At 70.9% G+C, this 23318-nt stretch carries 27 protein-coding genes, 4 tRNA genes and 1 pseudogene; 27 read left to right on the forward strand and 5 right to left on the reverse strand.

Annotated features, from left to right (window positions below; all coding sequences use genetic code 11):
* Positions 1–273: 273 nt before the first annotated feature.
* From nuoK to ACQP2F_RS03500, 5 genes are all read left to right on the forward strand, one after another.
* Positions 274–645 carry an NADH-quinone oxidoreductase subunit NuoK gene (gene nuoK / locus ACQP2F_RS03480; protein WP_433300557.1) on the forward strand — a complete coding sequence of 124 codons (372 nt, stop codon included), beginning with the start codon at positions 274–276 and terminating at the stop codon, positions 643–645.
* On the forward strand, positions 642–2561 hold the full coding sequence (locus ACQP2F_RS03485) for an NADH-quinone oxidoreductase subunit 5 family protein (RefSeq protein ID WP_433300559.1): 1920 nt from the start codon (positions 642–644) through the stop codon (positions 2559–2561). The genes nuoK and ACQP2F_RS03485 overlap by 4 nt, the downstream gene beginning before the upstream one ends.
* Positions 2558–4150, forward strand: coding sequence for a complex I subunit 4 family protein (locus ACQP2F_RS03490; RefSeq protein ID WP_433300560.1), 1593 nt, complete (start codon positions 2558–2560; stop codon positions 4148–4150). The genes ACQP2F_RS03485 and ACQP2F_RS03490 overlap by 4 nt, the downstream gene beginning before the upstream one ends.
* Positions 4147–5598 (forward strand): NADH-quinone oxidoreductase subunit N, encoded by a 1452-nt coding sequence (locus ACQP2F_RS03495; protein ID WP_433300562.1) that lies wholly within the window; start codon positions 4147–4149, stop codon positions 5596–5598. Before ACQP2F_RS03490 ends, ACQP2F_RS03495 begins: the two co-directional genes overlap by 4 nt.
* 121 nt (positions 5599–5719) lie before the next feature.
* Complete coding sequence (locus tag ACQP2F_RS03500) at positions 5720–6517, forward strand: HAD family hydrolase (protein WP_433300564.1); 798 nt, start codon at positions 5720–5722, stop codon at positions 6515–6517.
* A gap of 115 nt (positions 6518–6632) precedes the next feature.
* On the opposite strand, the gene ACQP2F_RS03505 is transcribed toward ACQP2F_RS03500, so the two are convergent.
* On the reverse strand, positions 6633–7109 hold the full coding sequence (locus tag ACQP2F_RS03505; protein ID WP_433300566.1) for a GNAT family N-acetyltransferase: 477 nt from the start codon (positions 7107–7109) through the stop codon (positions 6633–6635).
* A 136-nt stretch (positions 7110–7245) separates the two neighbouring features.
* Here ACQP2F_RS03505 and htpX point away from each other — a divergent pair, with 136 nt between their 5' ends.
* The 3 genes from htpX to ACQP2F_RS03520 all read left to right on the forward strand — a co-directional run bounded on the left by htpX (position 7246) and on the right by ACQP2F_RS03520 (position 10040).
* Positions 7246–8115 carry a zinc metalloprotease HtpX gene (gene htpX, locus ACQP2F_RS03510; protein WP_433300568.1) on the forward strand — a complete coding sequence of 290 codons (870 nt, stop codon included), beginning with the start codon at positions 7246–7248 and terminating at the stop codon, positions 8113–8115.
* Between the two features lie 136 nt (positions 8116–8251).
* The gene (locus tag ACQP2F_RS03515) at positions 8252–9517 is read left to right on the forward strand and encodes an MFS transporter (RefSeq protein WP_433300570.1); all 1266 of its coding nucleotides are present in this window, start codon (positions 8252–8254) and stop codon (positions 9515–9517) included.
* Positions 9518–9584: 67 nt separating this feature from the next.
* Positions 9585–10040 (forward strand): DUF4396 domain-containing protein, encoded by a 456-nt coding sequence (locus ACQP2F_RS03520; RefSeq protein ID WP_433300571.1) that lies wholly within the window; start codon positions 9585–9587, stop codon positions 10038–10040.
* Here the strand turns inward: ACQP2F_RS03520 and ACQP2F_RS03525 are convergent.
* Entirely contained in the window at positions 10037–10261 is a 225-nt protein-coding gene (locus tag ACQP2F_RS03525) for a hypothetical protein (RefSeq protein ID WP_433300573.1), read from the reverse strand. The two genes, ACQP2F_RS03520 and ACQP2F_RS03525, sit on opposite strands and share 4 nt — an antisense overlap.
* Positions 10262–10331: 70 nt before the next feature.
* A pseudogene (locus ACQP2F_RS03530) lies at positions 10332–10577 on the reverse strand (hypothetical protein); the annotation flags it as partial.
* 76 nt (positions 10578–10653) lie between these two features.
* Here ACQP2F_RS03530 and ACQP2F_RS03535 point away from each other — a divergent pair.
* From ACQP2F_RS03535 to ACQP2F_RS03550, 4 genes are read left to right on the forward strand one after another with little or no spacing between them, the layout of a single operon-like run.
* On the forward strand, positions 10654–11109 hold the full coding sequence (locus tag ACQP2F_RS03535; RefSeq protein ID WP_433300575.1) for a DUF1707 SHOCT-like domain-containing protein: 456 nt from the start codon (positions 10654–10656) through the stop codon (positions 11107–11109).
* 10 nt (positions 11110–11119) lie between these two features.
* On the forward strand, positions 11120–12130 hold the full coding sequence (locus tag ACQP2F_RS03540) for an LLM class flavin-dependent oxidoreductase (RefSeq protein ID WP_433300576.1): 1011 nt from the start codon (positions 11120–11122) through the stop codon (positions 12128–12130).
* A 35-nt stretch (positions 12131–12165) separates the two neighbouring features.
* Positions 12166–13008, forward strand: coding sequence for a GNAT family N-acetyltransferase (locus ACQP2F_RS03545; RefSeq protein ID WP_433300578.1), 843 nt, complete (start codon positions 12166–12168; stop codon positions 13006–13008).
* Positions 13005–13682, forward strand: coding sequence for an MOSC domain-containing protein (locus tag ACQP2F_RS03550; protein ID WP_433300579.1), 678 nt, complete (start codon positions 13005–13007; stop codon positions 13680–13682). Before ACQP2F_RS03545 ends, ACQP2F_RS03550 begins: the two co-directional genes overlap by 4 nt.
* Positions 13683–13763: 81 nt before the next feature.
* Here ACQP2F_RS03550 and ACQP2F_RS03555 read toward each other — a convergent pair.
* Positions 13764–13844: transfer RNA gene (locus ACQP2F_RS03555), tRNA-Tyr, on the reverse strand.
* A gap of 149 nt (positions 13845–13993) precedes the next feature.
* Between ACQP2F_RS03555 and ACQP2F_RS03560 the strand changes: the two genes are divergently transcribed.
* The 4 genes from ACQP2F_RS03560 to ACQP2F_RS03575 all read left to right on the forward strand — a co-directional run bounded on the left by ACQP2F_RS03560 (position 13994) and on the right by ACQP2F_RS03575 (position 16339).
* On the forward strand, positions 13994–14488 hold the full coding sequence (locus tag ACQP2F_RS03560) for a YajQ family cyclic di-GMP-binding protein (RefSeq protein ID WP_433300580.1): 495 nt from the start codon (positions 13994–13996) through the stop codon (positions 14486–14488).
* Between the two features lie 31 nt (positions 14489–14519).
* Entirely contained in the window at positions 14520–14828 is a 309-nt protein-coding gene (locus ACQP2F_RS03565) for a hypothetical protein (protein ID WP_433300582.1), read from the forward strand.
* Between the two features lie 61 nt (positions 14829–14889).
* Entirely contained in the window at positions 14890–15528 is a 639-nt protein-coding gene (locus tag ACQP2F_RS03570) for a LysE family translocator (protein ID WP_433300584.1), read from the forward strand.
* Between the two features lie 13 nt (positions 15529–15541).
* A complete protein-coding gene (locus ACQP2F_RS03575; RefSeq protein ID WP_433300586.1) occupies positions 15542–16339 on the forward strand; it encodes a sulfurtransferase in 798 nt (265 codons plus the stop codon).
* Positions 16340–16342: 3 nt separating this feature from the next.
* On the opposite strand, the gene ACQP2F_RS03580 is transcribed toward ACQP2F_RS03575, so the two are convergent.
* Entirely contained in the window at positions 16343–16669 is a 327-nt protein-coding gene (locus ACQP2F_RS03580; RefSeq protein WP_433300588.1) for a hypothetical protein, read from the reverse strand.
* Between the two features lie 259 nt (positions 16670–16928).
* On the opposite strand from ACQP2F_RS03580, the gene ACQP2F_RS03585 reads away from it, so the two are divergent.
* The 11 genes from ACQP2F_RS03585 (at position 16929) to rplA (ending at position 23285) form a co-directional block, all read left to right on the forward strand.
* The gene (locus tag ACQP2F_RS03585; protein ID WP_433300589.1) at positions 16929–17090 is read left to right on the forward strand and encodes a hypothetical protein; all 162 of its coding nucleotides are present in this window, start codon (positions 16929–16931) and stop codon (positions 17088–17090) included.
* Positions 17091–17131: 41 nt separating this feature from the next.
* Positions 17132–19666 (forward strand): putative bifunctional diguanylate cyclase/phosphodiesterase, encoded by a 2535-nt coding sequence (locus ACQP2F_RS03590; protein WP_433300591.1) that lies wholly within the window; start codon positions 17132–17134, stop codon positions 19664–19666.
* 70 nt (positions 19667–19736) lie between these two features.
* Positions 19737–19809, forward strand: a tRNA-Thr gene (locus tag ACQP2F_RS03595).
* Positions 19810–19855: 46 nt separating this feature from the next.
* Positions 19856–19928, forward strand: a tRNA-Met gene (locus tag ACQP2F_RS03600).
* A gap of 82 nt (positions 19929–20010) precedes the next feature.
* Entirely contained in the window at positions 20011–20178 is a 168-nt protein-coding gene (gene rpmG, locus ACQP2F_RS03605) for a 50S ribosomal protein L33 (RefSeq protein WP_433300593.1), read from the forward strand.
* 64 nt (positions 20179–20242) lie between these two features.
* Complete coding sequence (locus ACQP2F_RS03610) at positions 20243–20692, forward strand: MaoC family dehydratase N-terminal domain-containing protein (RefSeq protein ID WP_433300595.1); 450 nt, start codon at positions 20243–20245, stop codon at positions 20690–20692.
* A 2-nt stretch (positions 20693–20694) separates the two neighbouring features.
* On the forward strand, positions 20695–21090 hold the full coding sequence (locus ACQP2F_RS03615; RefSeq protein WP_433300597.1) for a MaoC family dehydratase: 396 nt from the start codon (positions 20695–20697) through the stop codon (positions 21088–21090).
* A 103-nt stretch (positions 21091–21193) separates the two neighbouring features.
* Positions 21194–21266, forward strand: a tRNA-Trp gene (locus ACQP2F_RS03620).
* 108 nt (positions 21267–21374) lie between these two features.
* Complete coding sequence (secE, locus tag ACQP2F_RS03625) at positions 21375–21755, forward strand: preprotein translocase subunit SecE (protein WP_433300598.1); 381 nt, start codon at positions 21375–21377, stop codon at positions 21753–21755.
* Between the two features lie 48 nt (positions 21756–21803).
* Positions 21804–22517 (forward strand): transcription termination/antitermination protein NusG, encoded by a 714-nt coding sequence (nusG, locus tag ACQP2F_RS03630; RefSeq protein WP_433300600.1) that lies wholly within the window; start codon positions 21804–21806, stop codon positions 22515–22517.
* A gap of 60 nt (positions 22518–22577) precedes the next feature.
* Entirely contained in the window at positions 22578–23285 is a 708-nt protein-coding gene (gene rplA, locus ACQP2F_RS03635; protein WP_433300602.1) for a 50S ribosomal protein L1, read from the forward strand.
* Positions 23286–23318: the final 33 nt, after the last annotated feature.

Below are 23318 nucleotides of genomic sequence, written 5' to 3' on the forward strand. Positions count from 1 at the left end.
GCAGGCGCACGCCGACCAGGTCGCGGCCGAGGGCAAAGCCGCCGCCGCGACGATCGAGGCCGAGCCCGCGGCCGAGTCCGACCCGCTGCGGGACCGGGCGCGCGACATCATCTTCGGCGCCCACGAGGCCCGCCCGAAGGTCGGCGAAAATCTTGCGCCGGAGGCCAACCGCGACGACGACGCCGGTGTCATAGAGGGGGAAAGCTTCGTGGTCGACGAGGGCAAGATGCTCCCGCCGGCCCGTAAGGCCCTGCCCCGGCGCGAGGAGGAGTGATGCACGCGGTCATCCCGTACGTCATCGCCGCCCTGCTCTTCGGCCTCGGCGTCTACGGCGTCCTCCGCCGGCGAAACGCGATCCTGGTGCTGATGGCGGTCGAGCTCATGCTCAACGCGGTCAACCTGATCCTGGTGGCCGCCGACTCCACGGTGAAGGCCACGCTCACCGGCGTGCAGCCGGAGGCCTGGGCCCATCCGGTGCCCGAGCCGCGCGCCGGGGCGATCTTCGCGCTCTTCGTGATCGTGCTGGCCGCCGCCGAGGTCGGGGTGGGTCTCGCGATCATCTTGCAGTACTACCGCCTTCGTCGTGCCGTCGTCCTCGACGAGGTGGCGCTGCACGAGCACGACCACGAGCGGGTGGCCGGGTGACCGCCGCCGGCTTCGGCTTCCTCGTCCCAGGTGTGCCGCTGGCGCTCGGCCTCGGCGGCCTGCTGTTGCGCCCCGGCGACGACGAGGGCCACCACACCCCGCGCCGGGTCGCCGCCGCCCTGGGCATCGTCGGCGCCGCCGTCTCGCTCGTCGTCAGCCTCGCGCTGCTGATCTTCGGTGACGCCGCGACCGAGCCGATCGAGTCCAGCAGGAGCTGGGTGAGGTTCGGCCCGATCGACGTCACGATCGGCTTCTCGGCCGGGGCCGCGGCCCTCTACATCGCGCTCGCCGTGTGCGTGGTCGCGTTGTTCGTGCAGATCTACTCGGTGGCCTACCTGCACGACGATCCGCGCTACCCGCCGTACGCGGCCCAGGTCAGCCTCTTCACCGGCGCGATGCTGCTGGTGGTCACCTCCGGCGACCTGATCGGCATGCTGCTCGGCTGGGAGGTGATGGGCGCCTGCTCGTACCTGTTGATCGGCCACGACCGCCGGCTGCCCGAGGCGCCGGCCGCGGCGGTCAAGGCGTTCCTGGTCACCCGCGTCGGCGACGTCGGCTTCCTGCTCGGCATCGCGCTGCTGGTCGTCGAGGCCGGCACGTCCCGGATCAGCGTGGTGCTCGCGCACGACTACTCGACCGGCACGCTCACCGCGGCCCTGCTGCTGATGCTGGCCGGGGTGGCCGGCAAGAGCGCGCAGTTCCCGCTGCACACCTGGCTCCCCGACGCGATGGCCGGCCCGACCCCGATCTCGGCGCTGATCCACGCCGCCACGATGGTCGCCGCCGGTGTCTACGTGGTCTTCCGGATGTACCCGCTGTACGAGCAGTCCCCGGCCGCGCTCGCGGTGCTGGGCGTGGCCGCCTCGATCACGATCCTGCTCGGCGCGCTCACGGCCACCGCGCAGGACGACTTGAAGCGCGTGCTGGCCTGGTCGACCGTCTCGCAGATCGGCTACATGACCGGCGCGCTGGCCGTCGGCTCGCCCGCCGCCGCCCTCTTCCACCTGCTCACCCACGCCGCGTTCAAGGCTCTGCTGTTCCTCGCGGCCGGCGCGGTGATCCACGCGGTCGGCACCAACTACCTGTCCCGGATGGGCGGGCTGCGCGCGCACATGCCGGTCACCTTCTGGTCCTTCGTGATCGGTCTCGGCGCGCTGGCCGGCGTGCCGCCGCTGTCCGGCTTCTGGTCGAAGGAGAACATCCTGACCGCGGCCGCGCACGCCACCGACGGCGGCGGCCCGGCCCCGGTCTGGGTCGGCTGGGTGGTCTGGCTGGCCGCCCTGTTCGCGGTCGCGATCACCGCGTGGTACTCGATGCGCCTGCTGCTCCGCGCGTTCTTCGGCGTCTCCCGCGAGCACGGCGCGGACGGGCCGGATTGGGAGATCGGCTTCGACGACGCCCGCTACACGCCCCCGCGGACGCCGCACGACCCGCCCGCGCTGATGCGCTGGCCGATCATCCTGCTGGCCATCCCGGCGGCGCTGCTCGGCCTGGCCGCGTACGCCCCCGGGTTCCGCACGGCGCTCGACCTCGACGAGCCGCACCTGACCGTCGCGATCGTGCTGCCGATGGTGCTGCTCGTCCTCGGCGCCGGGACCGCCTGGTGGCTGTGGCGCGCGGCCCCCGGCGTCGACCCGGCGGCCGCGCTCGGCCCGGCCCGACCGTTCCTGGCCGCCGGCTTCCGCCTCGACGACGTGCAGCAGCGCCTCGTGGTCCGTCCGGTGCGAGCGCTCGCCGGCCTGGTCACCACCGCCGACGTGCGGGTGGTCGACGCGACCGTCGAGGGCGCCGGCACGACCGCGACCCGGCTCGGCAACCTGCTCGCCGCCGCGCACCGCATCGCTCTGCCCTGGGCCGCGGCCCTGGTCCTCGGCGGCGCCCTGGTGCTGGTCCTCTGGTTCGGAGCCGCCCCATGATCCTCTACCAGGTGATGCTGGTCGCCGCGCTCGCGCTGCCGGCCGTGGGTGCGGGCGTGCTCGCCCTGTTCCCGGCCCGGCTCGACCGCACGGCCCGGCTGACCGCCACCGCGTTCGCCGCCGCCACCCTGATCCCGATCGTGGTGCTGCCGTTCGCGCCCGGCCGGGGCGTGTGGATTGGTCGGGTCAACGCCCTGACCACCGTGCCGACTGCCGGTTCGGCGACGCCACCGGTGCAACCGTGGGCCGAGATCGACGTGTCCTGGGTCCCGGCCCTGCACCTCGACTTCCACCTCGGCGTCGACGGCGTCTCCTACCCGCTGGTGGCGCTCACCGGCCTGCTCACGCTGCTCTGCTGCGCGTACACGATGTGGAAGGTTCCTTCCCCCTCGCCCGGGTTCTCCGCGCCGTCCGAAGCACCAGGCGCCGGAAATGGCACTGCTGGCTCCGGGCGTACCCTCCTCGGTCTGCTTTTGATTTTGGAAGCCGGCATCCTCGGCACCTTCCTCGCGCTCGACCTGGTGTTGTTCTTCCTGTTCTTCGAGGTCGTGCTGCTTCCCATGTACGCGGTGATCGCCGGCTGGGGTGGCGACGACCGGCGGCGAGCGGCGCGCAAGTTCGTGCTGTACACGCTGTTCGGCTCGGTGCTGCTGCTGTTGGGCGTCATCACCGTGGCGACCAAGGCGGGCACCGGCGACCTGGTCGCGCTCTCGAGTGGCGGCGGGCTGTCGAAGAGCACGCAGTATTGGGCGTTCGGCCTGTTCGCCGTCGCGTTCGCGGTCAAGGCGCCGCTCTGGCCGCTGCACACCTGGCTGCCCGACGCGCACACCCAGGCGCCCACGGTCGGCTCGGTGATCCTGGCCGGCGTGCTGCTGAAGATGGGCACCTACGGCCTGATCCGGGTCGGCGTCGGCGTGGCGCCGCTCGGCGCGCAGTGGGCGTCCCCGGTGCTCGGCATCCTGGCCGCGGCCGCGATCCTGGCCGGTGCGCTGATCTGTCTGCGGCAGACCGAGCTCAAGCGGCTGATCGCGTACTCCAGCGTCGGCCACATGGGCTTCGTGCTGCTCGGCATCGCCACGCTGACCGCGACCGGCATCGAGGCCGCGCTGATCGGCAACGTCGCGCACGGGCTCATCACCGGGCTGCTGTTCTTCCTGGCCGGTGCGATCAAGGACCGCGCCCACACCGGTGACCTGGCCGATCTCGGCGGCCTGCGGGAGACCGCGCCGCGCCTGGCCGGTGTGCTCGGCTTCGCGGCGATCGCGTCGCTGGGGCTGCCCGGGCTGGCCGGCTTCTGGGGCGAGGCGTTCGCGGTGGTGGCGGCGGTCGAGCGCGGCGGTGGACTGTGGGTGACGCTCGCGGTGCTGGCCGCGGTCGGCGGGGCGCTCACGGCGGCGTACTTCCTGCGGTTGTTGCGCAAGGTGACCCACGGCCCGGCCGCCGCGCCGGTACCGCCCGCCATCGCCGGCGCCGAGTGGTTCGCCTGGGCGCCGCTGGTCCTGCTCACGCTGGCCGTCGGCCTGGTGCCGGCCCTGGTGCTGGCCGCCACCTCCGGCCCGGTGGCGGCCCTGACGGGAGTCGTCCGATGACGATCGACCACGTGACGCTGCTGCCGCTCTACGCGGCGTCCGGCACGGCGATCCTGGTCCTGCTCGCCGACCTGCTGATCGCCCGCCGCCCGGCGGTCCTCGGCGCTCTGTTGCTGGGCGGCCTGGCCACGGCCGTCGGCGCGATCGTCGCCGGCGACTCGCGACCGCCCACGTTCTGCGCGGCCGGCAACTGCTCGTGGATCCCGAGCCCGACGGCCGTGGTCACCGCGGTGCTGTTCGCGGCCCTGACCGTCGGCGTGCTCGCGCTCTCCATCCCGTCGCTGCGGCTCGGCACCGCGCCGGTCGGCGAGTTCTGCTTCCTGCTGGCCGCCTCGATGACCGGCGGCGTCGTGATCGGCTACTCCGGCGACCTGATCACCCTGATCGTCGGCCTCGAGACGCTGACGCTGCCGCTCTACATCCTGGTCGGCCTGCGGCGCTACGCCCCGCGCGAGCCGGTCTCCAGCGCCGGCGCCTCGGCCTCGATCACGTTCTTCCTGATCAGCGTCGTCTCCACCGCGATCGCCCTGCTCGGCGCCGCCCTCAACTACGCCGCCACCGGCGTCATCCACCTCGACCTGCTGGTCGCCGGCTTCGGCCCGCTCACGGTGCTGGCGCAGGTCGGCGTGGCGCTGCTGGTGGTCGGCTTTGCCTTCAAGGTCGCCGCGGTGCCGCTGCACGCGTGGGCGCCGCCCACCTACGAGGGCTCGCCGTTGCCGATCGCCGCCTACCTGTCGACGGCCTCGAAGCTCGGCGGCGTGCTCGCCCTGGCCGCGATCGTCGCCCGCCTCGACGCCGCACCCATCACCGCGGCCCTGGCTGTCCTGACGATGACGGTCGGCAACCTGGTCGCCCTGCGGCAGACCCGCATGGTGCGCCTGCTGGCATGGTCGTCGATCGCCCAGGCCGGCTACATATTGGCCGCCCTGGTGCTGGGCGCGGCCGGCATCCAGGCCGCGATCGTCTACGCCGTCCTGTTCATGGTCCTGGAGTTCGTCGCCTTCGCCGCCGTGGTCGCGCTGCGCCCGGTGGCGGCCGACGGCGGCGACATCCAGTCCTACCGCGGCGCCGGCCGCCGTTCCCCGTGGCTGGGCGCCGCGCTGGTGCTCGCCTTCGCCGGCCTGGCCGGCCTGCCTCCCGGCCTGGCCGGCCTGTTCGCCAAGGTCACCGTGGTCGACGTCCTGATCGACCAGGACTGGGGCTGGCTGGCCGCCCTGGTGGCGATCAACGCGGTCATCGGCCTGGCCTACTACGTCCGGGCGACTGCGATCCTCTACGCCACCCCGCCGAAGCCCGGCATCCAGTTCGTCGACCCCGACCTGCTCGAGGCCGCCACCCACCCCCGCCTGCCGGTGGCCCGCCCGGTGGCGGCCGCCCTGATCGTGGCCGCGGCCGCCGCGGTGGTGCTGGGCTTCGCCCCGCAGCTGCTGTTCGACGCGCTCAGTTGATCGCCGGCGGCCGCAGTTGACTGCCGGCGGCCTTCATTCCGGCGGCCGCAGGTGACCGCGGGCGGCCTTCATTCCGGCGGCCGCAGGTGACCGCGGGCGGCCCTCATTCCGGCGGCCTCAGTTGACTGCCGGCGGTCCACCGCTGCGTGTTCTCGACGGTCCGCTGCTGCTGGACTTCGACGGCCCGGTCTGCGCGGTGTTCGCCGGCTACCCGGCCGAGCGGATCGCGGCGGACCTGATCGAAACGATCGCGCGGAAGAGCGGCGGGCGAGGGAGTGCGCTCGACCACCCGCCGAGCAAGAGCGGTGGCCGGCTCGGCGGGCGGGAAGATAGCGGCCCGCCGGACCAGCGGAATGCGGCCGCCCGCCACCCGAGTGAGTTGCCCATGGCGGAGCGCGACCCTCTCGCCGTGCTGCGATGGGCCGGCAAGAACTGCGCCCGCGATACCCTCATCGCCGTTGAGGAGGCGCTCTCTGCGGCCGAACTTCGGGCGGTCGTCACGGCCGAACCGACGCCTCACGGGCACGACCTGATCCTGACCGCCGCGGCGTGCGGGCTGCCGGTGGCGGTCGTCAGCAACAACTCGGCGCCGGCGATCCGCGCTTACCTTGCCGCCCATGGCCTCGCTACCCACATCGCCGTCGTGGTCGGGCGGCCCTATGCGAACCCGGCGAGGATGAAGCCGGATCCTCGGCCGATTCTGGAGGCGGCGCGCGCGCTCGACGCGTCACCGGACGCCTGCACCTTCGTCGGGGACAGCGTGACCGATGTCAAGGCGGCTCGGGCGGCCGGCGTCCGCGTGGTCGGCTATGCCAACCGGCCGGCGAAATTGCGCGCCCTGGCGGGCGCGGACGCCGTGGTGACCTCGATGGGCCAGCTCACCGTCGCCTCGCGAGCGCCCGGTCGCCGAGCCGAGTGACTGCGACCGGGCGCCGAGCCGAGTGACTGCGACCGGGCGTCGAGCCGAGTGACTGCGACCGGGCGTCGAGCCGAGTGACGGCGACCGGGCGTCGAGGGGCTGCGGCGTGGGCCTGTCAGTCGTCGAGGCGGAGGATTGTCTCCTCGATGTCGCTGTCACGGCCTCGGGCGTACGACACCTCTGTTCTTTGGGTCTTGAAGCCCGCCTTCCGCAACACATGCAGCGAGCCGGCGTTGTCGCTCGCCGCGCGGGCGTGCAGCGGGCGCTCGCGCATCGCGGCGAGGAAGAGCTCGACGGCGCGGCTGGCGACTCCCTGGCCCCACAGGTGGCGGTCGATCCAGTAGGACAGCTCGGTCTCGCCGTCGATCACGAAGCTCGAGATGCTGCCGGCGATGACGCCGTCGTAGGTGATCACTCGGTACGTGATCTCGGGGTCGGTGCGCAGGCGGGCCAGGTGGGCGTCGAAGCGAGCGCGGTCGGTGGGGTCCTCGCTGGTGAAGGCGGCCATCTTGACCGACTCCGGGTCCTGCATCATGCGGAACAGCGCGTCCGCGTCATCGTCGACCAGGGGGCGCAGGGCGATCACGGCCATGGGCGGAGGCTAGTCGCTGTTCAGCGAACTCACAGCCCCCCGAAGCGAACTCACAGCCATCAGCGGATGAAAGGGCAGCCCGGGCGCGTTGAAGAGGGTGCGCGCCCGCCTGGGCCGCATGCGTAAGGAGTCGTAGTTGTCCAGCCACCACAACGGCCTCAAGACCGCCGCCCTCCTGGGTCTGCTCACCGCTCTGATCCTCGCGGTGGGCTACTGGCTCGGAGGCAGCGCCGGGCTGGTGATCGCTGTGATCATCTCGCTCGGGATGAATGCTTTCAGTTACTTCTACTCCGACAAGCTCGCGCTGCGGGCGATGCGGGCGCGGCCGGTCAGCGAGGCCGAGTTCCCGGTGCTCTACCAGATGGTGCGGGAGCTCTCCGGCGCCGCGGGGCAGCCCATGCCCCGGCTGTACGTGTCACCGGCCCAGCAGCCCAACGCCTTCGCGACCGGGCGCAACCCGCAGCACGCGGCCGTGGCCGTGACGGTCGGCATCACCCAGCTGCTCGACCGGCGTGAGCTGCGGGCGGTCATCGGGCACGAGCTGTCGCACGTCTACAACCGCGACATCCTGATCTCCAGCGTCGCCGCGGCGCTGGCCGGGATCGTGACGATGTTCGCGCAGCTGGCCATCTTCCTGCCGCTCGGCGGGTCGGACGACGATGACGGCCCCAACCCGGCGTCCCTGCTGCTGATGCTGATCCTCGGCCCGCTGGCCGCGTCGATCATCCAGCTCGCGATCAGCCGGAACCGGGAGTACCAGGCCGACGCCTCCGGCGCCGAGCTCACCCGGGACCCGCTGGCCCTGGCCAGTGCCCTCGAGAAGATCCAGTACGGCGCGCAGCGGATGCCGCTGCCGGCCGACGGGCAGCTCACCAGCGCCGCCCACCTGATGATCGCCAACCCGTTCCGGGGCGGCGGCCTCGCCGGGCTCTTCTCCACCCACCCGCCGATGGAGCAGCGGATCGCCCGCCTGCGCCAGATGGCCGGTGCCGTCCAGGTCCGCTGACCCCCGACCGACGAGGCCGCCCGGCGAAAGGCCGGGCGGCCTCGACGTGTGCTCGACAACAAATCGGTCGGCTCACGACATCGGCGGCGTTAGGGTCGGTACCCGGATCTGGCCGTTACCACGAGGAGGCGAAGAAGTGACCGCGTTGCGTCAGTACCTTGGCGTATGGCGGCTCCCCGGCGGCCGGACCCTGCTCAGCGTGGGCGTCCTGGCCCGGCTCGGCATCGGCATGACCCCGCTCGCCCTGCTGTTGCTGGTCGAGCAGGCGACCGGCCGCTACTCGTCGGCCGGCCTGGCCGGTGGCCTCTACGCGCTGGCCGGCGCGGCGGTGAGCCCGATCGCGGGCCGGCTCGCCGATCGGATCGGCCCGGCGCCGATCCTGCTCGGCACCGCCGTCGTGCATCCGCTCGCGCTCGTCGGCCTGGTGCTGATCAGCCGCGGCGGTGAGCCCGCGCTGCCCTGGATCTTCGTCGCCTCGGCCGTCGCCGGCGGCACCTACCCGCCGCTGACCGCGGCCATCCGGCGCGGCTGGAACGACATGACCGTGGTCGGCGGCGGCCACCACCACCTGCGCGGCGCCGCCCTCGCGGCCGAGACGTCGCTGTTCGAGCTGGTCTTCGTGCTCGGCCCGATGCTGGTGTCGGCCCTGGTCGTGATCACCCATCGGCCGGCCACGGCGCTCGTCGGAGCCGCGATCGCGACCTTTGCCGGAACGGCGTGGATCTCCCGGTTGCCGGTCATGCGGCAGCGGCACGCGCACGCTCCCGAGCACGCGGCCCGGGGCCTCGGCCCGCTCCGGTCGGGCGGCTTCCCGGCACTGCTGGTCTGCGTGATCGCGCTGGGCGTGGCGTTCGGCGCGGCCGGCGTGATCGTGCCGGCCTACGCGAGCCGGCACGGCGGCGGCGACGGCCTCGGCGGGGTGCTGCTCGGCGTCTGGGGCGTGGGCAGCGCGATCGGCGGCATCTGGTTCGGCACCCGCAAGCCGGCGATGGCGCTCTCCAAGCAGTTCGCCTGGCTGCTCGGCGCGGTGGCGGCCAGCTTCCTGGTGCTGACCGTGATGCCGAGCCCGCTCTGGCTGGGCATGGCGCTGGTGCTCGGTGGCGCGACCATCGCCCCGGCGTTGACCGTGGAGAACACGCTGGTCGGGCGCCTGGCTCCGGCGGCGATGCTCAATGAGGCGTACACCTGGATGGTGACCGTCTCGGTCGCCGGCAGCGCGGCCGGCGGCGCGGTGGCGGGCGCGATCGTGGACCAGCCCGGCGGCCTGCCCTGGTCGTTCGTCTTCGCCGGTGGTGTGCTCGCGGTGGGGGCGCTGGTGGCCGCGGTGCCGCGGGGCTCGATCGCGCGGGCCGACCGGCGGGCCGAAGATCGGCTGCGGGAAGCGATGGCGGCGCAGGCATAGATGAGGGCCCTCACAAGAGGGCCCTTTCCTCTGGCGCTCGTATACCCCCCAGGGGTATGTTCACGGCATGACACCGCGCGAACTGACGAACGCCGCGATCTCGGCGACCCTGCACTGCCTCACCGGCTGCGCCATCGGCGAGGTTCTCGGCATGGTGATCAGCACGGCCCTGGGCTGGCACAACGCGGGCAACATCGCCCTGTCGATCGGACTCGCCTTCTTCTTCGGCTACACGCTGGCGATCCGTCCGGTGCTCGCCGCCGGCGTCCCCTTCCGCCAGGCGATCGGCGTGGCCCTGGCCGCCGACACCGTCTCGATCGCCGTCATGGAGCTGGTCGACAACGCCGCGCTGCTGGTCATCCCCGGCGCCATCGACGCCGGCCTCGGCGACCTGCTCTTCTGGGGCAGCCTGGTCGCGTCGCTGGCCATCGCCTTCGTGGTGACGGTGCCGGTCAACCGGTGGATGATCGCCCGGGGCAAGGGCCACGCGGTCGCCCACCAGTACCACCACCAGCACCACTAAAGGCGGCGCACCAGCGTCAAAGACTGGAAGCGCCACTCGCCGGCGGCCCCGACCACGTGAAAATCGAGAACTTCGAACTGCTTCGAGGCGTACGCGAGAAGGTCCTGATCGGTTCGGAAGGAGAAGAACCGCGGCGGGTCGTGCCGGTCGGTGGCGGCCAGGCCTTCGACGCCTTCGCCGCCGTAGACGCCGAGGAAGAACAGCCCGCCCGGGGACAGCACCGTGCCGCACGCGGGCCGGCACGCCCTTGGCCCGGGTCAGCTCGACCATCGCCGGCGAGAGGTCGACCGCCGTGACGTCCAACCCCTGCTCGCGGAACCACTCGCTGTCCTGCCCCGAGCCCGACCCGATCTCCAGCAGGGTCGTCGCGCCGGCCGCACGCAACCGGTCGAGGAAGGCGGCCCGCTCGTCGATCTTCCAGCCGGGTTTGGCCATCCGGTCTCGCCTCGCCGCGGCGGCCGTCCCGTACGCCGCGCGATGCCGCTCGAGGAGTTGCTCGTAACCCACCTCGCCGGCCTCGGTGAGCCGCGATTTCATGGTTTTCCCCCCTGCCGATCGACGGTTCGCCTCGGTTAGCCTGGCCCGAATCGGCGGGCGGGTAAAGGAGTGTCCGATGGGGAACGAGGGCCGGACCGAGGTCGAGCGGCTCCGGGCGGCCGACTCCGATCGGGAAAAGGTGGCCGAGCAGCTCAAGGCCGCGCTCGACGAGGGGCGGCTCTCGCTGCAGGAGTACGACGACCGGGTGCGCGAGGCGTACGCGTCGAAGACCTACCAGGAGCTGCTGGTCCTGCTGACCGACCTGCCGAAGCCCGGACTCAGCGCGGCCGAGGTCGCGGCCAAGCGGCAGGCCCAGGCCCGTCGCGAGGCCCGTAAGCTGCCGACCGCGCTGCTCGTGCTCTGGACCATCTGGGCCGCGCTCACGGTGGTCAACCTGGTCGTGTTCGGCCTGCTCGCGGCGACGGTCGAGACCGAGCTCTACCCCTGGCCGGTCTGGATGATCGTGCCCGGCGCGGCGCTGGCCGCGGTGACGGTGGGCGTGCAGGCGATCCGGCATCAGCAGCGACGTTAAAGTTTCCGGTATGCGCGTCCCACTCTCCGTGCTGGATCTGGCCACCGTTCGCGAGGGGCACACCAGCGCCGACGCGTTGCGCGGCACCATCGAGATCGCCAAGACGGCCGACGAGCTGGGCTACGCCCGGTTCTGGGTGGCCGAGCACCACAACATGCCGGCCGTGGCGTCGACGTCGCCGCCGGTGCTGATCGCGGCGATCGCGGCCAACACCGAGCGCATCCACGTCGGCTCGGGCGGGGTGATGCTGCCCAACCACATGCCGTTCGTGGTGGCCGAGCAGTTCGCGATTCTCGAGGCCCTCTATCCGGGGCGCATCGATCTCGGCATCGGGCGGGCGCCGGGCACCGACCAGGCGACGGCGGCGGCCCTGCGCGGCGTCTCGCCGTACCTGACGGTCGAGCAGTTCCCGGAGCATCTGCAGACGTTGCTGGCGCTGCTCGGGGACGACCGGATCGATCCCGGGAGCGCGGCGCGGTTGCAGGCCACGCCGGCGGCCGCGAGTCACCCCGAGGTGTGGATGCTGGGCTCCTCGACGTACGGGGCGCAGGTGGCGGCGGCTCTCGGGTTGCCCTTCTGCTACGCGTACCACTTCGCCGTCAGCTCCGACGTCGACGCGGCGCTGCACCTCTACCGGTCGGGGTTCAAGCCGTCGCCGCGCTACCCGACGCCGCACGTGATGGTCAGCGCGTCGGTGATCGCCGCCGAGACGGCGGACGAGGCCCAGTTCCTCGCCGGCCCCAGCCGGATCATGGCGTTGAGCCTGCGCACCGGCCGGCTCGGGCCGATCGTCTCGCCGTCCGACGCGGCGGCGGTCGAGCTGTCGGATCTCGTTGGGGCGACGCTCGACTCGCTGCCCGGCACCCAGTTCGCGGGTACCGCCGAGGAGGTGGCCGAGGGGCTGGACGAGCTGGTCACCCGGACCGGGGCGGACGAGCTGATCCTGGCCGGGACGGTCTACGACCCGGCCACCCGGCAGGATTCGCTGGCCCGGATCGCGAAGGTGTGGGGCCTTATTTAGATGCGCAGGCGGGCGTTGTTGGCCAGGATGGTGCGATGCGCTGGGAGCTGACCGAGGACGTCGAAGCCTTCGCCGCCACCGCGGGCGACTTCCTGCGGAGCAAGCCGGTCGAGCACACCGTCCTTCTCACCCTGGTCGGCAACTTGCGCCGGCGGGGATTGCGGGCGTACGGGTCGGAAGCCCCGATCTTCGGCTGGTGGCGCGAGGATTCGGGGCCGGTCACGGGCGTTCTGTTGCAGACGCCGCCGCATCCGGTGCTGTTCAGCTCGCTGCCCGCGGACGCCGTCCCGGCCGCGGTTCCGGCGCTTTCCGGTCGTTCCGTCCCCGGCGTCAACATGATCGTGGAACAGGCCGCTTCGTTCGTCCCGTTGTGGGAACGATCGACCGGGACCACTTCTGCGACCCGTCTCCGGGTTCGGTTGTACTTGCTTGGCGATTTGGATAAATCCGATTTGTCGCCCGGAGAGGCTCGGGTGGCGACGTCCGCCGACCGGCCTCTGCTGCTGCGCTGGCATAAGGAGTTCCACGAGGCGATCGACGACGGGCCGCATGGGGATGCCGGCGCGGATGTCGACGAACGTCTCTCGTACGGGGGAATCACGCTCTGGGAAGTCGATGGGGAGCCGGTGTCGATGGCCGCCCGGTCGCGCCTGGAAGCGGGGATGGTCCGGGTGCAGATGGTCTACACGCCGGCGGCCCTCCGCGGCCGGGGATACGCGGGCGCGGTGACCACGACCGTCAGCCGGCAGGCGCTCGACCTCGGCGCGACGTCGGTGGTGCTCTTCACCGACCTGGCCAACCCCACGAGCAACGCGCTGTACCAGCGGCTCGGCTATCGTCCGGTCGAGGATCGAGTGGTGATGGAGTTCGCGACATGACCGACGGCAAGGTGCTGACCGTGAACGTCGGCGTGCCCCGTTCCAACCCGGCGAAGAAGCTGGCGATGACCGGCATCGACAAGCGGCCGGTCGACCATCCCGTCTACGTGCGGGCGCCCGGCCCGAAGACCACCGGCCTGCACAGCGGCCTGGTCGGCGACCCGATCGGCGACGTCAAGAACCACGGGGGCGACGATCAGGCCGTCTACGCGTACGCCCGCGAGGACTACGACTGGTGGCAGGAGGAGCTCGGCCGCAACCTGGCCGGCGGCGCCTTCGGCGAGAACCTGACCACCCTGGGCATCGACGTGTGCGGCGCCCTGATCGGCGAGATCTGGCGCATCGGCGACGAGCTGGAGTTACAGACGACGTTCGGCCGCATCCCGTGCGCGACGTTCCAGGCCCGCATGGAGGAGCCGCGCTGGCTGAAGCGCTTCACCAAGGTCAACCGCACCGGCGCGTACTTCCGCGTCATCACCCCCGGCCACGTCCGCGCGGGCGACGAGATCACGGTCGTGCACCGTCCGGCCAAGAGCGTGAGCATCGCCGAGGCGTTCGGCGTCTACATGTCCGACCCGGCGTCGCTGGGCCGCCTGCTGGACGCCGAGGCGTTGCCGGAGGAGCTCCGCGAGGAGGTCACCTACCGCCTCACCCGGGTCGCCCCGAAGGGCTGAAGCAGCGGGTCGACACCAGTCTTGAACGACCGAGGCCCCTGAGCAACGTTTCCGTTGGTCAGGGGCCTCGGTTCTGCCGTGTGGCGGGTGAAGGATTCGAACCTTCGTAGCTTTCGCGACGGATTTACAGTCCGCTCCCATTGGCCGCTCGGGCAACCCGCCTGGGCACACTCCTGCGGTCTCCCGCAGCAGCGGACAACAGGATAGCCGTTCCGCCGGGCGGCTTCGCAACCGGGTACGGTCGGCATGTCGGGGGCCGCCTCGTGGCCCTCCGCATACATCGACGTACGCACGCCCGCAGGAGTCTGATCATGGCAGCCAGCCCGTCCTTCGACATCGTGAGCAAGGTCGACTCGCAGGAGGTCGACAACGCGTTCCATCAGGCGGAGAAGGAGCTCGGCACCCGGTTCGACTTCCGGGGCACGGGCACCGGGGTCGCCAAATCGGGTGAGAACGGCTTCACCATCACGTCCGAGACCGAGGAGCGCGCGCTCGCCGCGCTCGACGTCTTCAAGGAGAAGCTGGTCAAGCGCAACATCTCGCTGAAGTCGCTGGACGCGGGGGAGCCGCGCCAGTCGGGCAAGACCTACAAGATCGACTGCAAGGTCATCGAGGGGATCGAGACCGACAAGGCCAAGGCGATCAGCAAGAAGATCCGCGACGAGGGCCCGAAGGGCGTGCAGGCCCAGATCCAGGGCGACCAGCTGCGGGTCACCGGCAAGAAGCGGGACGACCTGCAGGCCGTCATCGCGCTGCTCAAGGCCGAGGACTTCGGGGTCGCGCTCCAGTTCACCAATTACCGCTGACCGGCAACCCGCCGGCGGCACACTGGGGTCCATGAGCACCAGTACGTGGACCGTGGTCGTCGGCGGGCTGGCCGGGGTGGCCCTGGTGGTGTTCGGCGCCGGGATGCTGGTCACGGGACGCGCGCCGGACGCGACGAGCCGGGCCTTCCGCAGCGTCCGCGAGGCCGGCTACTACCACCTGCTCTTCGGGCTCGGCCTCGCGCTGGTCGTGCTCGGCGTCGCCCTCCGGCAGGGTGTGGTGGCGCTGGTCACCGCCGTGGCCGCGGTCGTGCTGGTCGGCATCGCGGTGGTGCGCTTCCGCCCGCGAGGCCACCGGGGACGCACGGTCGGCCACAAATAAGCACTGCCGACGACCGATAACACGGTCGGCCACGAACAAGGCGAGATGGTAAGAACGGCGTGTGGACCTGACGCACGCCGTTCTCTCGTTCGCGGTCCTGGGCGCCCTCCTGACGATCACGCCGGGGCTGGACACGGCGCTCGTGTTGCGGGCGGCCGTGACCATGGGCCGCGGCCCGGCCTTCGCCACCGCACTGGGGGTCGGCGCGGGCGCCCTCACCTGGGGAGCGGCCGCCGCGGTCGGGGTGTCGGCCCTGCTGACTGCATCCGAGGTGGCCTACACGATCCTGCGGGCGGCCGGCGCGGCGTACATGATCTATCTGGGTGTGCGGATGGTCGCGGGAGCGCTGCGCCGCCCCGGAACGGGTGACGACGCAGTGGAGACCGCGCCGGCCGTGCCGACCTTCTGGAACACCTTTGGGCGCGGCCTGTTCACCAACCTGCTCAACCCCAAGGTCGGCGCCTTCTACGTGGCGGTGCTTCCGCAGTTCATTCCGCACGGCGCGTCGCCGCTGGGCGTCGGGGTGCTGCTGGCGCTCGTGCACGACCTGGAGGGCATCCTGTGGTTCAGCGCGATCATCGCGGGAGCCGGGGCGCTGCGAGGCTATCTCAAGCGGCGGCAGGTGCGGCGCGCGATCGACGGCGGTACCGGCGCGGTCCTCCTCGGCTTCGGCGTCAAGCTCGGGCTGAGCAGCAACTGAAGGGGAGTACGTCGTGATCGATCCGGTGATCGAGCTGGACCAACTGCCGACCCATGCGGTGCTGGCCGACGTCCGCTACTACCTGGACGGGCGGTCGGGGCGGGCGGCTTACCAGGCCGGGCACCTGCCGGGCGCGATCTTCGTCGACATGGACACCGTCCTCGCGACGCATGCGGGCCCGGGGGAGGGGCGGCACCCGCTGCCGGCGCCCGAGGCGTTCGCGGCCCGGATGGGGGAGCTGGGCGTGGGCGACGACGACACGGTGATCGCCTACGACGACGCCGGGGGCGTGATGGCCGCCCGGCTCGTCTGGATGCTGCGGGCCATCGGGCGCGAGGCGGCGTTGCTCGATGGCGGGCTCAACGCGTACGGGGGAAAGCTCGAAACCGGAATCACCCAGCGTGAGCCGCAGGTCTTCACCGCGAGGCCGTGGCCGAGCGACCGCCTGGCCGATATCGACGAAGCGGCCGGCGGAAAAGTCGTGATCGACGCCCGGCAGCCGGAGCGGTTCCGGGGCGAGACCGAGCCGATCGACCCGCGGGCCGGGCACATCCCGGGCGCCCGCAGCCTTCCGTGCCGGGAGAATGTGGACGAGACCGGCCGGTTCCTGTCCCCGGAAGCGCTGCGCGAGCGGTTCGTCTCGGCCGGCGTCACCGACGGCGCCGAGGTCATCTCCTACTGCGGCTCGGGCGTGACCGCCTGCCACAATCTGCTGGCGCTCGAGCGGGCCGGCTTCGCGCCGGGACGCCTCTACCCGGGCTCGTGGTCGCAGTACAGCGCCACCGATCGGCCGGCCGCCACCGGCGACTGACGACTAGGACTCGCCCTGCTCCTCGATCCAGCGGTTGTGTGCCTCCCACGCCGCCTGCTTCGTGCTGCCCAGCGCCGCGCCGATCTGGGTCCAGGACGCCCCCGCGGCCCGCGCCGTCCGCACCATCGCCTGCCGGCCGTAGCCCGCCTTGCGGATGACCACCTCGCTCAGCGCCAGCATCTCCAGCGCCTCGGTCCGGCTCAGGGGAGGCGCGTCGCCGGCCATCGAGGCGAGCGCGTCCCGCATCCGCAGCTCGTCATACCTCGTTGTAGCCGTGGACAGCGTGTGCTGACGCTCCAGTTCGTCCGGTGACACGGGTGAAACGGCCATGCCGGCCAGTTTTGCGTCAGGCCTTCCTGACGTCAAGTGATCTTGACGAGGCGAAGCGAAACGTCCTCATTTCTCCGGTTAAATCGGGTGCAAAGCCATCAATATTGCGGGGTGAGGATGAGGGCGTACCTCAGCCGTTCGGTCAGGATTTCGGTATGTGTGGCTTCGACCCGCCGTCGGACACTGCCTGTCGCACACCGGGTGTGGCACCATCATGTGACCCCCCACCGAAGTGTGTAATGCGTGGCAGGAGTCGATGATGTCTGCAAGAAAGCTGGGCCGGTTCGCCGGTGTGGTTTTCGCGTTGGCCGTTGCCCTTGTCCTGGGCAGCCAGGCTGCCGCCCAGGCGAGCACCGACGACGCGTCGGCCAGCCCGACCGCTGCCGTCCAAGCCCAGACTCTGCTCATCGAGTGGGAGTAAGGGCTCTCCTCCAGAAACAGCGCTGAATGACGAGGAGCGCGATGGCCAGGGGTCCAAGAGCATCGCGTTCAGCGCAGTACGCATGGCTCATCACGGGGCCGCTGGCGGTCTTCGCCACGGTCACGGCCGCCTACTTCTGGGTCGAAGATCCGAAGTGGTACACGTATTGGCCGTGGGGTCTGCTCGCCCTGGTCGGTGTCTGTAGCGCGTACGTCGGCGTCTTCAGCGTCGTGGTCCGGCGCACCACGTTCGGCATCGTCGTGGCCGAGGTGCCGTTCCTGCTGGCGCTCTACTACCTGCCGCCGACCATGGTCATCCTGGTCTCGGCCGCGGCGGTGGCGCTGACGACCGTGATCCGGTCGGCCGTGATCGTGCCGACCAAGATGTGGTTCAACGTGGCCAAGTCCGCGGCCGGCTTCGCGGCCGCGGTGCTCGTCATCGCCGCGCTGCCCGAGATTCACGGCGCCGGCCCCGGCACCTGGGGCATCCTCGCGACCGCGATGCTGGTCGAGTTCGGCGTCGAGCTGGTCTGCTTCGCCGGCGTGATGGCCTCGGTGCAGGGCCTCCGCGCCGCGCAGGACACGTTCCGGAACGCCGTCGCGCCGCTGGCGACCTCGGCCATCAACATCGTGATCGGCCTGGTCTTCCTGGTCGCGCTGGTCGCCACAAGCTGGTCGGCGGTCCTGCTCAGCGTCCTGGTCGCGGCGCTGATCCTGATGCTGCGCTCGTTCTCCGAGTTCTTCCGTCAGCACCGCACGCTGGCCGACGTCTACGAGCTCACCAAGGCCGTCCGCGAGCAGGGCAGCGACGACTCGTCCCTGCCCGATGTGCTGCTCGACCGGGTTCGCACGCTGATGCGCTCGGAGTACGCGACGCTCTGGCTCGCGCCGCAGGGCCGGCACCCCGAGGTCCTGCTGACCGCGCGGGTGGAGAACAAGGGACTGCTCGATCTCTCACCGACGCCGGCCGCGGTTCGCGAACGGGCGATCACCGGCGGGCGTACGGTCGCGGTCGGCCCGGCCTTCTCCCAGACCGCCGACCTGCGCACCGCGCTGCGGGAGGCGCGGATCAAGGACGCCGTCGTCGTGCCGCTGCGGTCGGGACAGACCACCATCGGCAGCCTCGAGGTGCTCAACCGGCTCGGCGATCCGCGCAGCTTCCGCGACGCCGACGTCCAGGTGCTGGAGACCATCGCCACGCACGCCGCCGTCGCGGTGGAGAACTCGCGACTGGTCGAGCGGCTGCGCTACGACGCCTACCACGACCGGCTCACCGCGCTGCCCAACCGGCGGCGGATCACCGACGCGCTGGCCGAGTCGGTGAAGGTGCGCGCCGAGGACGACGTGGTCGGCGTGCTGCTCTTCGATGTTGACGGCCAGCGCGACGTGAACGAGTCGATGGGCCACGCGGCCGGCGACAAGCTGCTGGCCGAGGTGGCGGAGCGGCTGCGGGGCATCGCCGGTCCGGGCGCCCTGGTCGGCCGGATCGGCGGCGACGAGTTCGTGGTCACGCTGCGGGCCGAGAGCACCGATGCGACGGTCCGGCTGGCGACCGAGATGCGCGAGCAGCTGCGCGGGCCGATGACGGTCGGGACGCTCACGCTCGACGTGGACACGGCGGTCGGGGTGGCGGTCTATCCCGATCACGGCAGCGACCCCGAGATGCTCATTCAACGAGCGGAGCTGGCGGCCAACGCGGCCAAGGTGCTGCCGTACGGCGTGCAGCTGTTCCACCCCGCGCTGGAATCCCGGGCGGTCCGTCGCCTCGGGATCGCCGCCGATCTGCGCAAGGCGCTCGACGACGACGAGCTCGACGTCTACTTCCAGCCCAAGGTCACGCTGGCCGACCGCCACCTGGTCGGCGTCGAGTGCCTGGCCCGCTGGACACACGCGGCGCACGGCGAGGTCGCGCCGGAAGACTTCGTGGCGGTCGCCGAGCACACCGGCCAGCTCTCCCGGCTCACCGAGCGGGTGCTCAGCGAGGGCCTGCGGCGCTGCCGGGAATGGGCCGAGGCCGACCGGCCGCTCTCCATCGCCGTCAACCTGTCGGTGCGCACGCTGCTCGACTCGCGCTTCCCCGATCAGGTCGAGCAGCTCCTCGACCGGTACGCGGTGGCGCCGGCCCAGGTGACGTTCGAGATCTCCGAGCCGGGGATGCTCGGCGACATCGAGCGGGTGCTGCCCACCCTCTACCGGCTGCGCGACCTCGGGGTCCGGCTCAGCGTCGACGACTTCGGCACGGGCGCGTCCTCGTTGTCGTACCTGCGTCAGTGGCCGGTGCACGAGGTGAAGATCGACGACAGCTTCGTGCAGGGCATGGCGACCGACTCCGGTGACCTCGCGATCGTGCGGGCCGTCATCAGCCTGTCCCGTGAGTTCGGCCTCACCGTGGTGGCCGAGGGCGTCGAGAGCGAGCTGACCCTCGACCTGCTCGAGGAGATGGGCTGCGAGATCGGCCAGGGCTACCTGTTCTCCCGCCCGCTGCCGTACGAGCGGCTGGAGGCCTGGTTCAGCGCGCAGACCGAGCCCGAATCGACCCCGACGGGAGAGGTTCGGCGCCTCCGGGCCGTCATCTGACCCCGATTTCACCCCCGGCTCCGGGCCGTGTAGTCTTACCCGTGCCGCAAGCGAGTGATCGCTTGCGCAAGCCCCCTTAGCTCAGTCGGCAGAGCGTCTCCATGGTAAGGAGAAGGTCTACGGTTCGATTCCGTAAGGGGGCTCTACCGGGTTCGTTCCCCGCCAAGCGGCTGGACTTGAGCCTGGCTCGGCGGTGTAGCTCAGTTGGCAGAGCAAGCGGCTCATAATCGCTGTGTCGCCGGTTCAAGTCCGGCCACCGCTACTGGTACTTTTGCAGTTCGGCATTCGCGTCGTCTACGCTGGTATGCCGTCAAGTAATCCCGTGAGCAGGAAGGCACCTTGCCGTGGCCAAGGCGACCGACGTCCGTCCGAAGATCACCCTGGCGTGTACGGAGTGCAAGGAGCGGAACTACATCACCAAGAAGAACCGGCGTAACGACCCCGACCGCATCGAGCTCAAGAAGTTCTGCCCGCGGGACGGCCGGCACACCCTGCACCGCGAGACGCGCTGATCTCAAGTTTGTGATGCCTGCGCCGCCCGGATTCGATCCGGGCGGCGCAGAGTAGTTTGTGGGCATGCCCCTGGACCAATCCTTCGTCGGACGTTCGTATCCGCCCACCGAGCCCTACCTCGTCGGCCGCGAGAAGATCCGCGAGTTCGCCCGCGCGATCGGCGCCACCGAGCGGGAGTACCACGACCCCGAGGCGGCCCGCGCGATCGGCTACTCCGACGTGATCGCGCCGCCCACCTTCCCGATCGTCATGACGATGGCCTCGAGCCACGCGCAGATCGTGGAGGACCCGGAGCTGGGCATCGACTACAGCCGGGTGGTGCACGGCGACCAGAAGTTCGCCTACGCCCGCCCGATCGTGGCCGGCGACGCCCTGGTCTGTGTGAACACGGTCGAGGAGATCACCTCCCGGGGCGGGCACGACTTCATGACCACCCGCAGCGAGGTCACCACCGAGGCCGGCGAGCCGGTCGTGACCGTCTGGGCCAAGCTCGTGCAGCGCGGGGAGGAGTAGGGATGTCCGAGGGATTCGAGCCGCAGACCTTCCGGGTCACCCGGGCCGACCTGGTCCGCTACGCCGGCGCGTCCGGCGACTTCAACCCGATCCACTGGAGCGAGCGCTTCGCCACCGGCGTGGGGCTGCCCGGTGTGATCGCCCACGGCATGTTCACGATGGCCCTCGTGGGGCGGGCCGTGACCGCCTGGGCCGGCGCCCCCGACGCGGTGGCCGAGTTCAGCGTCCGCTTCGCCCGGCCGGTCCCGGTCCCCGACACCGACGAGGGCACCGAGGTCGTCGTCTCCGCCGTGAGCAAGGGCGAGACCGACGAGGGCCACACCAAGCTGGCGCTCACCGCGACCTGCCGTGGCGAGAAAGTTCTGTCCCTGGCACAGGCGGTTGTGCGGAAACGGTAGGGCGGGTTGGGCGAAGCCCCGGTCTACCCGTACACTGGTCCGCCGTGGGGCAAGTGACCCCCTGAACTCGCCTGCGCGGGGACGGGAGTGATCGGCCTCGCACAGGGGTGTAGCTCAATTGGCAGAGCAGCGGTCTCCAAAACCGCAGGCTGCAGGTTCAAGTCCTGTCACCCCTGCGCAACTCTCCCAGACGTGCCCGCCCGGGACAGCGGTCCGCACGACCCCCGCGCCGGATCGGGCGCCGATGGGGGCCCACCACCCACCGATGACGGAAGTAGGGCGCCATGGCCGAGAGGAATCGACCCGGTGACGCCGGCGACCCGGCCGACGACGAGGTGTTTGACGACGCCGTCGCCGATGACGCGGAGTCCGATGACGACCTGGAGGCCGAGCCGGTAAGCCGGGGCGGCACCGCCGTCGCCGAGCGCACCAAGGGCGACGCCCCGAAGGCGAAGAAGGAGACCCGCCGCACGGGCTTCTTCGGCCGCATCGGTGGTTTCTTCCGTGAGGTCGTCAGCGAGCTGCGTAAGGTCATCTGGCCGACGCGCAAGGAACTGCTGACCTACACCACGATCGTGATCGCCTTCGTGACGGTCATGACCGCCATCGTGGGCGTCCTGGACTACGCGTTCGGCAAGGGCGTCCTCTGGGCGTTCGGCGGCTGAGCCGTCGCCGCCGGAGATCTTCGAAGACATATCTGGAAGTGAGCGAGCGTGCCTGAGTACGACGACGAGACCGCGCAGTCTGCCGACGAGCTCTCGTCGGTGGCCACGGCGGACACCGACGAGTCGGTCGAGGCCGCCCCCGCCGATCCCCCGATCGAGGATGACGAGGACTTCGACCCCGTCCAGGAGCTGCGGCAGAAGCTGCGCTACGCCCCCGGCGAGTGGTACGTCGTCCACTCGTACGCCGGCTACGAGAACAAGGTCAAGACCAACCTCGAGACCCGGATCACGAGCCTCGACATGGAGGACTTCATCTTCCAGGTCGAGGTGCCGACCCGCGAAGAGGTCGAGGTCAAGAACGGCAAGCGCCAGCAGGTCAACAACAAGGTCTTCCCGGGCTACATCCTGGTCCGGATGGATCTGACCCCCGAGTCGTACTCCTGCGTCCGCAACACGCCCGGCGTGACCGGCTTCGTGGGCGCGACCGACCGGGTCGACCGCCCGGCCCCGCTCTCGCTGGACGAGGTGCTCAAGTGGCTCGCCCCGGCCGTCGAGCAGGAGGAGAAGAAGGCCAAGCCCGAGATCAAGGTCCTCGACTTCGAGGTCGGCGACTCGGTCACGGTCACCGACGGCGCGTTCGCCTCGCTGCCCGCCTCGATCAGCGAAATAAATGCCGACCAGCAGAAGTTGAAGGTCCTGGTCTCCATCTTCGGCCGTGAGACGCCGGTGGAGCTGAACTTCAACCAGGTCACCAAGATCTGACAGTTAGTCAGTGGGAGGGGTCCTTCCGGGCTCCGCCATCTACCACAGGAGTAAAGAAACATGCAGCGCAGCAAGGGCTACCGCAAGGCAGCCGAGCTCATCGACCACAGCAAGCTCTACGAGCCGGCCGACGCGATCAAGCTGGCCAAGGAGACGAGCCCGACCAAGTTCGACGCCACCGTCGAGGTCGCGATGCGCCTCGGCGTCGACCCGCGTAAGGCCGACCAGATGGTCCGCGGCACGGTCAACCTGCCGCACGGCACGGGCAAGACGGCCCGCGTGATCGTCTTCGCCCAGGGCGCGAAGGCCGAGGAGGCCGTCGCGGCCGGCGCCGACGAGGTGGGCACCGACGAGCTCGTCGCCCGCATCCAGGGCGGCTGGCTCGAGTTCGACGCCGCCATCGCGACGCCGGACCAGATGGCCAAGATCGGCCGGATCGCTCGTATCCTCGGCCCCCGCGGCCTCATGCCGAACCCGAAGACCGGCACGGTCACCATGGACGTGACCAAGGCGGTCAACGAGATCAAGGGCGGCAAGATCACGTTCCGGGTGGACAAGCACTCGAACCTGCACCTGATCATCGGCAAGGCCTCGTTCTCCGAGGACCAGCTGGTCGACAACTACGTGGCCGTGCTCGACGAGGTGCTGCGGGCCAAGCCGTCCGCGGCCAAGGGCAAGTACCTCAAGAAGGTCACCGTCACCACGACCATGGGCCCCGGCGTGCCGGTCGACCCGAACGTCGTGAAGGGCGTCAAGGCCGAGGCCTGATCCTTCGCTATCTCTGAGAGCCCCCGGGGACAA

Source organism: Actinoplanes sp. CA-030573, from assembly GCF_050951115.1.
Taxonomy (GTDB): domain Bacteria; phylum Actinomycetota; class Actinomycetes; order Mycobacteriales; family Micromonosporaceae; genus Actinoplanes.

Coding starts and splice junctions, on each gene's coding strand:
- ACQP2F_RS03580 (WP_433300588.1), bottom strand. CDS start 16,669: ATGGCCGTTTCACCCGTGTCACCGGACGAACTGGAGCGTCAGCACACG.
- ACQP2F_RS03615 (WP_433300597.1), top strand. CDS start 20,695: ATGTCCGAGGGATTCGAGCCGCAGACCTTCCGGGTCACCCGGGCCGAC.
- nuoK (WP_433300557.1), top strand. CDS start 274: ATGCACGCGGTCATCCCGTACGTCATCGCCGCCCTGCTCTTCGGCCTC.
- ACQP2F_RS03590 (WP_433300591.1), top strand. CDS start 17,132: ATGGCCAGGGGTCCAAGAGCATCGCGTTCAGCGCAGTACGCATGGCTC.
- ACQP2F_RS03545 (WP_433300578.1), top strand. CDS start 12,166: ATGCGCTGGGAGCTGACCGAGGACGTCGAAGCCTTCGCCGCCACCGCG.
- ACQP2F_RS03490 (WP_433300560.1), top strand. CDS start 2,558: ATGATCCTCTACCAGGTGATGCTGGTCGCCGCGCTCGCGCTGCCGGCC.
- rplA (WP_433300602.1), top strand. CDS start 22,578: ATGCAGCGCAGCAAGGGCTACCGCAAGGCAGCCGAGCTCATCGACCAC.
- ACQP2F_RS03560 (WP_433300580.1), top strand. CDS start 13,994: ATGGCAGCCAGCCCGTCCTTCGACATCGTGAGCAAGGTCGACTCGCAG.
- ACQP2F_RS03495 (WP_433300562.1), top strand. CDS start 4,147: ATGACGATCGACCACGTGACGCTGCTGCCGCTCTACGCGGCGTCCGGC.
- ACQP2F_RS03585 (WP_433300589.1), top strand. CDS start 16,929: ATGTCTGCAAGAAAGCTGGGCCGGTTCGCCGGTGTGGTTTTCGCGTTG.
- ACQP2F_RS03535 (WP_433300575.1), top strand. CDS start 10,654: ATGGGGAACGAGGGCCGGACCGAGGTCGAGCGGCTCCGGGCGGCCGAC.
- ACQP2F_RS03565 (WP_433300582.1), top strand. CDS start 14,520: ATGAGCACCAGTACGTGGACCGTGGTCGTCGGCGGGCTGGCCGGGGTG.
- ACQP2F_RS03550 (WP_433300579.1), top strand. CDS start 13,005: ATGACCGACGGCAAGGTGCTGACCGTGAACGTCGGCGTGCCCCGTTCC.
- ACQP2F_RS03610 (WP_433300595.1), top strand. CDS start 20,243: ATGCCCCTGGACCAATCCTTCGTCGGACGTTCGTATCCGCCCACCGAG.
- ACQP2F_RS03505 (WP_433300566.1), bottom strand. CDS start 7,109: ATGGCCGTGATCGCCCTGCGCCCCCTGGTCGACGATGACGCGGACGCG.
- ACQP2F_RS03520 (WP_433300571.1), top strand. CDS start 9,585: ATGACACCGCGCGAACTGACGAACGCCGCGATCTCGGCGACCCTGCAC.
- ACQP2F_RS03540 (WP_433300576.1), top strand. CDS start 11,120: ATGCGCGTCCCACTCTCCGTGCTGGATCTGGCCACCGTTCGCGAGGGG.
- secE (WP_433300598.1), top strand. CDS start 21,375: ATGGCCGAGAGGAATCGACCCGGTGACGCCGGCGACCCGGCCGACGAC.